The sequence below is a fragment of the Pseudomonas sp. Root401 genome (assembly GCF_001425105.1).
Taxonomy (GTDB): domain Bacteria; phylum Pseudomonadota; class Gammaproteobacteria; order Pseudomonadales; family Pseudomonadaceae; genus Aquipseudomonas; species Aquipseudomonas brassicacearum.
On the sequence record NZ_LMDO01000025.1, the window covers coordinates 38287 to 50571 of the forward strand.

Sequence of the window (12285 nt, forward strand, 5' to 3'; positions counted from 1 at the left end):
CCCAGCGCAGCCGGGCCTATTCAAGTGACTACAGCGACGCGCAGGAATTCGATTTTTCTTCGAGTCCCATCGCAAGGCCCTCACCGTTGGCGGGTTTGGGGCGGGTGACACGGTCTACCAGATACACCAGCCCGTGGTAGTCAATTGCGCCGTGTTGGGTAAGACCGATCTCACAGGTGCGGCTGGTGGAAACCCCTTCGCTGCAATGCTGTACCGCGTCCTTGAGTGAGCGCAGCGAGTGGGCGTTCAGCTCTGGCGTGGAGAAGCCCTTGTCGCCGGCGAAACCGCAACAATGGATGCCTTCCGGGATGACCACGTTTTTACTGCACTTGTGCGCCAGGTCGATCAGCGCCTGGCTTTCGCCGAGGTGCTGCGTGCTGCACGTGACGTGTACCGCGATGGGCGCCTCTTGGGGGGTGAAGTCGAGACGATCCATCAGATGGGTGCGGATGAAGCGCACTGGGTCATACAGGTCCAGGCGCACGTCGCCAAGGTCCTGGACCAGCCGCAATGTGCAGGGGCTGGTGTCACAGTAGATAGGGTCGAGCCCGCCGCGACTGGCGTGCAGCAAGGCGCCGATCAGTTCCTGGCGCTTGTGTTCGGCCTGTTCGGTGTAGCCTTTGGACGCAAAGGGTTGGCCGCAGCAGAGGCTGTCCACGTTGTCTGGAAAGACTACCTGATAACCGGCCTTTTCCAGGAGACCGCGGGTCTTGTCGTACAGCGACATTTGCTCCTTGTCCGCTGCCGCCGGGCCCATGACCCGCGACACGCACGCCGCCAGGTACACGACTCTCGGCCGTTCGTCCGACACGGCGGGGCTGAAACGGATGGCCTTTTCCGGCTGGGGCATGGCGTTGGTCCACTGTGGCACCTGGCCTTTGGATAGCCGCGTCAACGAGGCCGACAGTTTCGCCAGGCGGGGGGCGCCCAGCAGCATGCGCGCACCGTTGGCGACGTGGAGGGCGAAGCGTGCGCCTTGCAATGTGGTGGCGAAATTTCCTTCAATCCAGTTGGCGGTTTTCGTCTTCGTCGCGTCACGGCTGCGCAGTTTTTTCACCAGCTCGCCGGTATTGATGCCTACCGGGCAACGTTGTGCACACAGCCCCGTGGCGGCGCAGGTATCGATGCCCTGGTATTGGTAGGCACGTTCCAGTTCGGTGGTGTCCGTGCCGGCGCGTTTCTTGGCTTGGATATCCCGCCAGATCACGATGCGCTGGCGCGGGCTCAAGGTCAGGTCCTTGGACGGGCACACCGGCTCGCAAAAACCGCACTCGATGCACTTATCCACAATCTCATCGGCGGCCGGCAGCGGTTTGAGGTGCTTGAGGTGGATCTGCGGGTCTTCGCTGAGCACCACGTCCGGGTTGAGGATGCCGTTGGGGTCGAGCAGGCGTTTGAGCTGCCACATCAACTGATAGGCGTCACTGCCCCATTCCAGCTCGACGAACGGCGCCATGTTTCGTCCGGTGCCATGTTCGGCTTTCAGCGAACCGCCGAATTCCACCGCCACCAACTGCGCCACGTCGTCCATGAACGCCTGGTAGCGTGCGACTTCTTCAGGGTTGTTGAAGCCTTGGGTGAAGACGAAGTGCAGATTGCCTTCCAGCGCGTGTCCGAAAAGGATCGCTTCGTCGTAGTGATGTTTGTCGAACAGTTCGATCAGACGGTTGACGCCAATGGCCAGTTGCTCCACCGGAAAGGTCACGTCTTCGATGATCACCGTGGTTCCGGTTTTGCGTACCGCACCCACGGCTGGAAAGGTGTCTTTGCGGATCGCCCAGAGCCGGGCATTTTCCCGTGGGTCCTCGGTAAAGTCGACCTGTTTTTCCACCGGGAAGCCGGCCAGGGAGGCCATGATCCGGGCCAGTTGCTCTTGCAGTAAAGATGAAGAGGCGGCGCGGGATTCGATCAGCAAGGCGCAGGCATTGGTCGACAGATGTTGTACGAAATCCGGCATGCCCGGTTTGTCCTGCACCGAGCGCAGGCTGCGGCGGTCCAGCAGCTCCACGGCCGAGACTGGCTGGCTTTTCAGCACGGTGACGGCGTTGCAGCAGGTTTCCACATCGGGGAAGACGATCAGGGCCGAGGCTTTGTTCGGATGATCGATGACGGTGTTGTAGGTCACCGCACTGATGAAGCCGAGAGTGCCTTCGGAGCCGACCAGCAGGTGGCTCAAGATATCCACAGGCTCGTCGAAGTCCACCAGGGCATTGAGTGACAGGCCGGTGGTATTTTTCAGACGGTATTTATGCCGGATTCGCGCAGCCAATTCAGTGTTGGCGCGGGTCTCACGGCCCAGAGTCGCCAGGCGTTCCAGCAGTTCGCCATGGCTCGTACGAAAAGCCGCCACGCTGCTGTCGTCTTCGGTATCCAGGCGCGTGCCATCGGCCAGTACCAGGCGAATGCCGGCCAGGGTGTGATAGGTGTTCTGCGCCGTGCCGCAGCACATGCCGCTGGCGTTGTTGGCGACGATGCCGCCGATTTTGCAGGCGTTGATCGACGCCGGATCTGGGCCGATCTTGCGCCCGAACGGCGCCAGCCAGGCGTTGGCCTGGGCGCCGATCACGCCGGGCTGCAAACGGATCTGCGTGCCCTGTTCACGAATCTCGCGCCCGTTCCAGTTATCCCCCAGCACAATCAGCACCGAGTCGCTGATGGCTTGCCCGGACAGGCTGGTGCCGGCGGCGCGGAAAGTGACGGGCACCTGGTCGCGCTGGGCCAGTTTCAGCAGGGCGATCACTTCATCTTCGGATTCGACGCGCACCACCAGTTTTGGAATCAGCCGATAGAAACTGGCGTCGGTGCCGAAGGCCAAAGTCGACAGCGGATCGTCGAAACGGCGTTTCTGCGGGATCAGTTGTTGGACGTCGTGTAGGAAAGAGGCTGGAAGGGTCATTGGTCCTCCAGAATCAAGACCACCAGATCCTTCGGACCATGGGCGCCGTAGGCCAGGACTTGTTCGATGTCGGCGGTTTTCGACGGGCCCGATACCAGCAGGGCGTTGGTGGGCATGCCTTGGGCCCACTCGAATTCCTGCTGCACTTCATAGAAGTTGTCACGGATCTCGCTGGCCTTGAGCAGGGCGAAATGCACCGGAGGGACCAGGCTCATCAGTCGCGGCTCTTCCCGGGTTGGCCAGAGAATCAGGCTGCCGGTGGCGGCGATGGCGCCAAGGGTCCCGGTCAGGCTGGCGGGGGTGTCGTTGAACAATTCGGCCTTCCACTCTTCTACCGGACGGTCGTAGGCCTTGAGGGTTGGCAGGTCCGGATTGTTCGCCCAGAACTGTGTGATTTTTTCCCCGTGCGCGGTGGTCGGGGCGATGAGCAGGCTCGGCAATTGGCGGTCGCGCAGCAATTGCGCGAGTAGGGTCGGCCAGCCTTCGTCGGACGTCAGGTGGATTTCGGTGTGCACCGCCTCCATCAATTTGCGCAATTGCGGGATACGTTCTTCGGGCGCATAGCGGTAGGTCTGCGTCACCAGCTCGACGTCGAAGTTGTCGGCAACGGGCGTGGCGCCGGTCAGGCTTTTACGCAGCTTGGCGAGGATATTGTCCTTGGCGCTCATCGGCGGTCTCCCTGCTGGTTCAGGTGTTCGCGGGCCAGGTCATGCAATGAGCGGGCGGCGGGTTTGGGGGCGCTGTGGTTCTGGGTCCAGGGGCCGACGTTGTTGGGCGTCAGGGCGCGCAGGCGCGTGGCGAGGAACCCGAACAGCCGATACAACCGTGGCGAACTATTGAGTCGAGCCCAGGCATTCCAGATGAAGCGTTCCTTGGGCGAGTATTTGCTGCCCTGGCCGCGCATCACTTGATGGGGGCTGTCCGGCGCCTTGACGTTTTCTTCCCGCAGCCGTCGAAGCAAAGCCGGGATCGGAATTTTCACCGGACACACTTCACCGCAGGCACCGCACAGCGAAGATGCGCTCGGGTGGTCCGGCACCTTGGCCAGGCCGACCATGTGCGGCGTGATGATTTTTCCGATAGGTCCCGGGTAAACCTCGCCGTAGGCATGACCGCCGATTCGGGTATAGACCGGGCAATGATTCATACAGGCGCCGCAGCGGATGCAGTTCAGCGTCTGGCGCAATTCGCTGTCGGCAAACGCCTGGCTGCGACCGTTGTCGAGCAGGACCAGGTGGACTTCCTGGGGGCCGTCCAGTTCCTCAGGCTTGCGCGGGCCGGAGATCATGTTGACGTAGGTGGTGATCGGCTGGCCGAGGGCCGAGCGGGTCAGCAGCGACAGCAGCGGCACGACGTCGCGCAGGTTCTCGACGACTTTTTCGATGCCGGTCACGGCAATGTGCACCGGCGGCACGGTGGTGGACATCCGCCCGTTGCCTTCGTTTTCCACCAGCAGCAGCGTGCCGGTTTCAGCGACGGCGAAGTTGACGCCGGAGACGCCGATGTCGGCCTCGAAGAATTTCTGCCGCAATACCTTGCGACCGATCTGAATGAGTTGGTCAACGTCCTTGGTGTACTCCACGCCGAGTTTGTCGTGGAACAAGGACGCGACCTGACCGGCATTCTTGTGGATCGCCGGCATAATGATGTGTGAAGGCTTCTCGTGGTCGAGCTGGACGATGTATTCCCCCATGTCGGACTCAAGACATTCAATGTCCCGAGCCTCGAGGAAATGGTTCATCTCCATCTCTTCGCTGACCATCGATTTGCCCTTGATCACTTGCCGCGCCTCGTGAGCGCGGATGATCGAGAGGACGATGCCATTGGCTTCGTCCACCGTTTCCGCCCAGTGCACATTCACACCGTTGCGGGTCAGGTTGCTTTCAAGTTGCTCGAGCAAGTCGGGCAGCTTCGATAACGCACGGGCGCGGACGGCATTGCCCAGCACGCGCAGGTGTTCTCTTTCGTGGGCATCGCTGAAGGACGTTGCCCGCTTGGTCATCAGTGAATCCATCGCGCTGCGAAAGTTGTTTCGCAGTTGCGTGTCGGCCAGGGCCTTGTGGGCTCGGGCGCGAAAATCTTCCTGCACCTCAACGGTCGGAATCAGCGTCGGCGTGCTCATGCGACACCTCCGCTACGCTGCCAGAGGAAGCTCGCCAGGTGCTGGCCGCGTAACGCCTCCTGCTGCTTTTCCAGTGCGCCGTTGATGTTCATCAGGCAGCCACAATCGGCACTGATGACCTTGTGCGCGCCGGATTCCTTCAGCGCTCGGGTCTTGTCGGCCACCATCGCGCCGGAAATATCCGGCATGCGAACGCTGAACGTCCCACCAAAACCACAGCATTCACTTTCGTGGCTGTGGTCGACTCGCTCCACATTGCGCAGCTGCGCCAACAACGCGCGGCCGTGCAGGTGGGTGTTCATTTCACGCCGTGCCGAGCAGGACGTGTGCAGCGCAACCTTCACCGGTTCACCGCTGTCGTTCAGCTGCACCTTGCAGACAAACAGCAGGAATTCAGCCAGTTCATAGGTCCGGGCCGCCAGGGCCTGGACCTGTTTGAGCGTGTCGGGCTCGTCCTTGAACAGGTCGGCATAATGCTCGCGCAGCATGCCGGCGCAGGAGCCTGAGGGCACCACCACCGGATAGTCTTCGGCAAACAAGGCCAACTGCGCCCGTGCCACTGTCCGCGCTTGCTCGGTGTAGCCCGAGGTGTAAGCCGGTTGGCCGCAGCAACTTTGCCCTTGCGGGTAGTCCACCCGGATTCCTTCGCGCTCCAGCAGATGAATCGCATCCATCCCGGCTTCGGGATAGAACAGGTCCACCACGCAAGTGCCGAACAGGTAGACCCGTTGCGGTTTTTCGCTGGGGTACTGCCGAGGCTCGGGCAATGGCGGGGCGACACGGGTCGCGTTCGGCACGGCGTTGTAAAAAAGCTCGCTCATCAGGCGTGTCTCCGGGTGGTCCCGGTTATCCGTCCGCTGAGGCTGCTGAATATAGCCAGGAAATCTTTCAGCAGCCTTGCAGACCCGGTGGTGAATAGCAGACGCCGAATCACGGTTCGGCGTCGGTTTTTTCAGTATTGCGTGTAGGACTTAATGAACCAGCATGCCGGTAAACCAGTAGGCCTGGGCCAACGTGATCAGGCCGACAATCGTTGCAAAGAATAGGCTGTGTTTGAGGGTGAAACGGAACAGATCCGATTCCTTGCCCACCAGCCCGGTCGCGGCGCAGGCCACCGCGATCGATTGTGGCGAAATCATCTTGCCGGTCACGCCGCCGCTGGTGTTGGCCGCGACGAGCAAGGTGTCGTTGACGCCGATCTGGTGCGCGGTGGTGGCTTGCAGCGAGCTGAACAGGGCGTTGGATGACGTATCGGAACCGGTCAGGAACACACCCAGCCAACCCAGGAACGGCGAGAAGAACGGGAACGCCGCGCCCGTGCCGGCCAGCACCAGGGCCATGGTCGACGACATGCCCGAGTAGTTGGTGACGAAGGCGAATGCCAGCACCATGCCGATGGACAGGATCGGCCAGCGCAGCTCGAAAAGTGTCTCTTTAAAAGTGGTAAGACCAGTTTTGATATTGATCTTCAGCACCAGCATCGAGATCAATGCGGAGAAGAAAATCGCCGTGCCGGTGGCGGAAATCGGATCAAGCTTGAACACGGCCGGAATGGCAGTGGGGTTGATCACGATGGGCGCGACCTTGATCACCATCTGGTCCAGGTGCGGGATGGCGAAGTTGAACACCCAGCCGTACATCGAACCGCCAGCGGCGAACATCGCCTTGAACGGCTTGAGGGTCCAGATCGTCACCAATACGGTCAGGATCAGGAACGGCGACCAGGCCTTGATGATTTCCCCCAGGCTGTAGGGCGAAGCCACGGTGCTGCGCGGTTGACCGAAACCGCCGACGTTGGCGGTGACCGTTGCGCTGGAGGTGGCGCCGGCAATCTGGGCGCCAGCGGTGCGCTTGGGCTGCCAGACTTTCAGGAACAGCGTCAGGGAAATCAGGCTGGCCAGGGCGGAGGTGATGTCCGGCAGTTCCGGGCCAATGAAGTTGGAGGTGAAGTACTGGGTGATGGCAAAGCTCAAGCCAGCCACCAGTGCCGCTGGCCAGGTCTCCCGCACGCCGCGCAGGCCGTCCATCATGAACACCAGCCAGAACGGCACGAACAACGACAGCAAGGGCAGTTGGCGACCGGTCATGGCGCCGATCTTGAAGGCGTCGATCCCGGTGACCTGACCGGCCACGATGATCGGAATGCCCAACGCACCGAACGCGACCGGGGCGGTGTTGGCGATCAGGCACAGGCCGGCGGCGTACAGGGGGTTGAAGCCCAGGCCGACCAGCAGGGCGGCAGTGATCGCCACCGGAGCACCGAAACCGGCGGCACCTTCCAGGAATGCGCCGAAGCAAAAGCCGATCAACAGCACTTGCAGGCGCTGGTCATCGGTAATCGACAGCACCGAGCTGCGAATCACCTCGAACTGGCCGCTCTTGACCGTCAGTTTGTAGAGGAATACGGCGGCGACGATGATCCAGGCGATGGGCCACAGACCGTAGGCAAAGCCATAGCCGGCGGCTGCGAAGGCCATGTCGGCGGGCATATTGAACGCGAAAATCGCCACGCCAATCGCCAGCGCCAGGGTGATGCTGCCGGCCACATGCCCCTTGAGGCGAAACACCGCCAAGGCCAGGAAGAAAAATACGATGGGAATGACGGCCGCGAGTGCGGACAAGCCGAAGCTGCCGAGCGGGCTGTAGAGCTGTTGCCAGGTTTGCATAATGGGTGGGCCCCTAATTGTTGTTGGTCAGGCACTGCCAGCGGTTTGGTTAATTGGTAATACCAATTTACAATCGCTGTTGGCTAGGGTAAAAGCCTTGGTTGTCGTGTGTCAATTTGCCGCCCTGAAAATTTCGTCGAATAAGCGGTGCAGAGCGCATCTGATCCGGTGGTGAAAAACGGCGTTGATGGGTGTGGACACGGCCCGGATGGGCCAGAATAGAGAGCCCGGCGAGCCGTCGGGATCGTGGAGAATTGAGTTATGGGGTTTGATCAGATTCGTCAGCGCCGTTTGTCTGACGATATTGTCGAGCGGCTTGAAGGCATGATCCTTGAGGGCACGCTCAAGTCCGGTGAGCGGCTGCCGGCCGAACGGACCCTGGCTGAGCAGTTCGGTGTGTCACGCCCTTCGTTGCGCGAGGCGATCCAGAAGCTGGCGGCCAAAGGCTTGTTGGTCAGTCGCCAGGGCGGCGGCAACTATGTGGTGGAGTCGCTGGGCTCGACGTTCAGTGATCCGCTGCTGCAGCTTTTGGAAAGCAATCCCGAAGCGCAGCGCGACTTGCTGGAATTCCGTCACACCCTGGAAGCGTCCTGTGCTTATTACGCGGCGCAGCGGGCCACGGATGTAGACCGCGAGCGGCTGACGGCGGCATTCGACGAGCTGCAGGATTGTTACTCGCGTCACGAGGAGGTGAGCCGGGCGGAGGAGGGCGCGGCGGATGCCCGGTTTCACCTGGCGATTGCCGAGGCCAGTCATAACGCGGTGTTGCTGCACACCATCCGCGGCTTGTTCGACCTGCTCAAGCGCAACGTCGTCACCAATATCGGTGGCATGTACAAGCAGCGCAGTGAAACTCGCGACATGCTGATCAGCCAGCACCGAGAGCTGTACCAAGCCATCATGGACGGGCACGCCGAACAGGCGCGGGAAGTGTCCAGCCGGCATATCTTGTATGTGCAGGAGGTTTTGGAAGAGGTGCGTCAGGAAGTGCAGCGCGTGGCGCGGGCAGAGCGGCGTAAAGGGATGTAATTGCGCCGGTGGACCCCTGTGGGAGCGAGCCTRCTCGCGAAAGCGGTCTGTCTGGCACATCATTGCCGGATGTGTCGACGCCATCGCGAGCAAGCTCGGCTCCCACAGTGGATCTTCAGTGAGCACAGATTCTGTGTATTGCCGGAATTTAGTGTGGGAGCGAGCCTGCTCGCGANCGCCATCGCGAGCAAGCTCGGCTCCCACAGTGGATCTTCAGTGAGCACAGATTCTGTGTATTGCCGGAATTTAGTGTGGGAGCGAGCCTGCTCGCGAAAGCGGTCYGTCTGRCACRTCAYTGCCGGATGTGTCGACGCCATCGCGAGCAAGCTCGGCTCCCACAGTGGATCTTCAGTGAGCACAGATTCTGTGTATTGCCGGAATTTAGTGTGGGAGCGCGCCATCGCGAGCAAGCTCGGCTCCCACAGTGGATCTTCAGTGAGCACAGATTCTGTGTATTGCCGGAATTTAGTGTGGGAGCGAGCCTGCTCGCGAAGGCGGCCTGTCTGGCACATCAATGTCGCATGTGCCACCGTCATCGCGAGCAAGCTCGGCTCCCACAGTGGATCTTCTGTGAACACAGGATCTGTGTATTGCCGGGATCTGGTGTGGGAGCGAGCCTGCTCGCGAAAGCGGTCTGTCTGACCCATCACTGCCGGATGTGTCGACGCCATCGCGAGCAGGCTCGCTTCCACAGTGGATCTTCAGTGAACACAGGGTCTGTGTGTTGCCGGGATCTGGTGTGGGAGCGAGCTTGCTCGCGAAAGCGGTCTCAAGGACGAAAGAATCAGTCTTCCTTGCCCTTGTTGCGTACCGCGCGCTGCAGCTCGCGGCCGGCATCGCGTTCACGCTCGGTATCGCGCTTGTCGTATTCCTTCTTGCCCTTGCCCAGGGCAATTTCGCACTTGATCAAGTGCTTGCTCCAGTACAACGACGTGCAGACGCAGGTGTAACCCTTCTGCTGCACGGAGGCGAAGAGTTTTTCCAGCTCGCGCTTGTTGAGCAGCAGCTTGCGCGAGCGCGTCGGGTCGGCGATCACGTGGGTGCTGGCGGTGGTCAGCGGCGTGAAATGGCTGCCCAGCAGCCAGGCCTCGCCATCCTTGAGCAGCACGTAGCTGTCGACCAGTTGCGCCTTGCCGGCACGCAGGCTCTTTACTTCCCAGCCGGCCAGGACCATGCCAGCCTCGAAACGTTGTTCGATGAAGTAATCGTGTCGCGCCTTTTTATTTTGCGCGATGGTCCCTGTGGGGTGTTTCTTCTGTTTAGCCATAGGGGCGGCATTATAGGCAGTTGCGTGCGTGTCGGCTACGGTGAAGCTGCGTGCTTGAGCACGTTGAGTGAATCCCGGACAATGCGGCCTCTTTTTTGAATGCTTGGGCGTGATCACGATGTCGACAGACAAGGTTTCTGTCCACGGCAGTTGGGCTAGCCGCTGGGTTTTTATATTCGCTGCAACCGGTTCTGCGGTGGGGTTGGGCAGTATCTGGAAATTCCCCTACATGGTCGGCGTCTACGGTGGTGGTGCCTTCGTACTGATGTTCCTGGCGTGCATTGCGCTGATCGGCGCGCCGGTAATGCTGGCCGAAACCCTGATCGGTCGTCGGGCCCGGCAAAGCCCGGCCAATGCCTTGAAGGTGCTGGCGGTGGCGGCGGGGCACTCGCCCAAGTGGTCGTGGGGCGCCTTCGCCGGGATGATCACGGCGCTGTTGATCCTGTCTTTCTATAGCGTGGTTGGCGGTTGGTCGCTGGACTACATCATCGATATGGGGCGTGGGGATTTTCAGGGGGTGACGCCTGATCAGGTGGGCGCCTACTTCGGCAATGTGATTGCCGATCCCTGGAGGCTGACCCTCTGGCACACGATTTTCATGGTGCTCTCGGCGGTGGTGATTGCCCGGGGCGTGGTTGCCGGGCTTGAGCGCAGCCTGCGGATCATGATGCCGTTGCTGTTCGTGATGATCCTGGTGCTGCTGGGCTACAGCATGACCACCGGGCATTTCATGGAAGGCGTGCATTTCATGTTCGACTTCCAGCCGGAGAAAGTCCTGGACGGCCTGCTGCCGGCCATGGGGCATGCGTTTTTCTCCCTGAGCGTCGGGGTCGGTTCGATCATGATCTATGGCGCCTACATGCCCAAGAATGCATCCCTGACCCGGACCGTTGTCGGTGTCGCGCTGTTGGATACCTTCGTGTCGCTGTTGGCGGGGGTGGCATTGTTTCCGATTGTGTTCGCTGCCGGCCTGAATCCGAGCGAGGGGCCAGGGTTGATGTTCGTCAGCCTGCCTTTTGCCTTTGGCAGCATGGCGTTCGGCCAAGTGATGGGCGTGGTGTTTTTCCTCCTGGTGGCCATCGCCGCCTGGAGTTCGGCCATCTCCCTGTTGGAGCCCATGGTGGCTTACCTGGTTGAACGGACCCGGCTCAGCCGCGCTTGGGTAACCTTCTGGTTGGCCTTCACCTGCTGGTTTGTCGGCCTGGGCACGGTGTTTTCCTTCAATATATGGAAGCAAGCGAAGTTTTTCGTGAACGAAGACGGGCTGTTCCATCTCTACCAGTGGGGCGCAACCGGAGGGCTGGATTTCTTCGGCGTGATTGATTTCTTCACCTCACGGATCATGCTGCCATTGGGTGGTTTGTGTTTCGTAGTGTTTGCAGGATGGATCATGGGGCGTGAAGCGGTACGTGATGAATTGTCGCTGCGCAGCCCGGTATTGTTTGGTTTGAGCCTGTTCTTGATGCGCTACGTGGCGCCCATCGGCATTCTCGTAGTGTTTGCCGCCCAGCTGTGGAAGTGACGCTTACATGACGACACATATTCAACGCTCGGCCTTGCTGCCCTATCCGGCGCAGGCGCTGTATGACCTGGTCAACGATGTGGCGAGTTACCCGCAGTTCTTGCCGTGGTGCTCGTCGGCCGAGGTGCTGGAGAGCTCTGAAACCCATATGCGCGCCAGCCTCAACATTGCCAAGAGCGGCTTGAGCCAGCGCTTCGTCACGCGCAATACGCTGGTGCCGGGGCAGTCCATCGAGATGAATCTGGAAGAAGGGCCTTTCAACCAGCTCCACGGTGTCTGGGTGTTCAAGCCGCTGGGTGAAAAGGCCTGCAAGATCAGCCTGGACCTGTCGTTCGACTACGCCGGCCCTTTGGTGCGGGCAACGTTGGGGCCGCTGTTCAATCAGGCTGCCAATACCCTGGTCGATGCGTTCTGCCAGCGGGCCAAGCAGAATGCAGAGCTCAAGCGTTGATTGAGATAGAAGTGGTGTATGCCTCGGCGGAGCGTCAGGTCTTGCGCACTTGCGTGGTGCAGGAGGGCGCGAGTATTCGCGCAGCACTGGCGGCATCGGGTATTGCCGATGTGTTTCCGGAGCTGGATCTGGCGACTTGCCCGGTGGGGATTTTTGGCAAGCTGGTTGCCGATCCAGAGCATCAGGTGGTGCAGGCGGCCGATCGACTGGAGGTTTATCGCCCGTTGTTGGCCGATCCGAAGGAAATTCGGCGCCTGCGCGCGGCCAAGGCTGCCCAGACACGCCAATCGGAGCAATAACCTGGCTTGAATGGCAGGCAATAAAAAACCCGG

Annotated in this window: 10 protein-coding genes; 4 read left to right on the forward strand and 6 right to left on the reverse strand. The window is 60.7% G+C overall.

Features of this window, described 5'->3' with window-relative positions; all coding sequences use genetic code 11:
- Window positions 1-28: 28 nt before the first annotated feature.
- From ASC85_RS19140 to ASC85_RS19160, 5 genes are all read right to left on the reverse strand, one after another.
- Window positions 29-2896 carry an FAD-binding and (Fe-S)-binding domain-containing protein gene (locus tag ASC85_RS19140; RefSeq protein WP_057450920.1) on the reverse strand — a complete coding sequence of 956 codons (2868 nt, stop codon included), beginning with the start codon at window positions 2894-2896 and terminating at the stop codon, window positions 29-31.
- Window positions 2893-3564 carry a LutC/YkgG family protein gene (locus tag ASC85_RS19145; protein ID WP_057450921.1) on the reverse strand — a complete coding sequence of 224 codons (672 nt, stop codon included), beginning with the start codon at window positions 3562-3564 and terminating at the stop codon, window positions 2893-2895. The genes ASC85_RS19140 and ASC85_RS19145 overlap by 4 nt, the downstream gene beginning before the upstream one ends.
- The gene (locus tag ASC85_RS19150) at window positions 3561-5018 is read right to left on the reverse strand and encodes a LutB/LldF family L-lactate oxidation iron-sulfur protein (RefSeq protein WP_057450922.1); all 1458 of its coding nucleotides are present in this window, start codon (window positions 5016-5018) and stop codon (window positions 3561-3563) included. The genes ASC85_RS19145 and ASC85_RS19150 overlap by 4 nt, the downstream gene beginning before the upstream one ends.
- On the reverse strand, window positions 5015-5839 hold the full coding sequence (locus ASC85_RS19155; protein WP_003197656.1) for a (Fe-S)-binding protein: 825 nt from the start codon (window positions 5837-5839) through the stop codon (window positions 5015-5017). The genes ASC85_RS19150 and ASC85_RS19155 overlap by 4 nt, the downstream gene beginning before the upstream one ends.
- 150 nt (window positions 5840-5989) lie before the next feature.
- Window positions 5990-7684 (reverse strand): lactate permease LctP family transporter, encoded by a 1695-nt coding sequence (locus ASC85_RS19160; RefSeq protein ID WP_057450923.1) that lies wholly within the window; start codon window positions 7682-7684, stop codon window positions 5990-5992.
- A gap of 261 nt (window positions 7685-7945) precedes the next feature.
- Between ASC85_RS19160 and ASC85_RS19165 the strand changes: the two genes are divergently transcribed.
- Window positions 7946-8713, forward strand: coding sequence for an FCD domain-containing protein (locus ASC85_RS19165; RefSeq protein WP_057450924.1), 768 nt, complete (start codon window positions 7946-7948; stop codon window positions 8711-8713).
- 784 nt (window positions 8714-9497) lie between these two features.
- Here ASC85_RS19165 and smpB read toward each other — a convergent pair.
- Entirely contained in the window at window positions 9498-9980 is a 483-nt protein-coding gene (gene smpB, locus ASC85_RS19170) for an SsrA-binding protein SmpB (protein WP_003197663.1), read from the reverse strand.
- Between the two features lie 118 nt (window positions 9981-10098).
- Between smpB and ASC85_RS19175 the strand changes: the two genes are divergently transcribed.
- The 3 genes from ASC85_RS19175 to ASC85_RS19185 are packed head-to-tail and all read left to right on the forward strand — an operon-like array spanning window position 10099 to window position 12252.
- On the forward strand, window positions 10099-11502 hold the full coding sequence (locus tag ASC85_RS19175; RefSeq protein WP_003197664.1) for a sodium-dependent transporter: 1404 nt from the start codon (window positions 10099-10101) through the stop codon (window positions 11500-11502).
- Window positions 11503-11509: 7 nt separating this feature from the next.
- On the forward strand, window positions 11510-11953 hold the full coding sequence (locus ASC85_RS19180; protein WP_003197666.1) for a type II toxin-antitoxin system RatA family toxin: 444 nt from the start codon (window positions 11510-11512) through the stop codon (window positions 11951-11953).
- Window positions 11950-12252: an RnfH family protein gene (locus ASC85_RS19185; RefSeq protein WP_057450925.1), complete on the forward strand. Its 303-nt coding sequence runs from the start codon at window positions 11950-11952 to the stop codon at window positions 12250-12252. The genes ASC85_RS19180 and ASC85_RS19185 overlap by 4 nt, the downstream gene beginning before the upstream one ends.
- Window positions 12253-12285 lie beyond the last annotated feature (33 nt).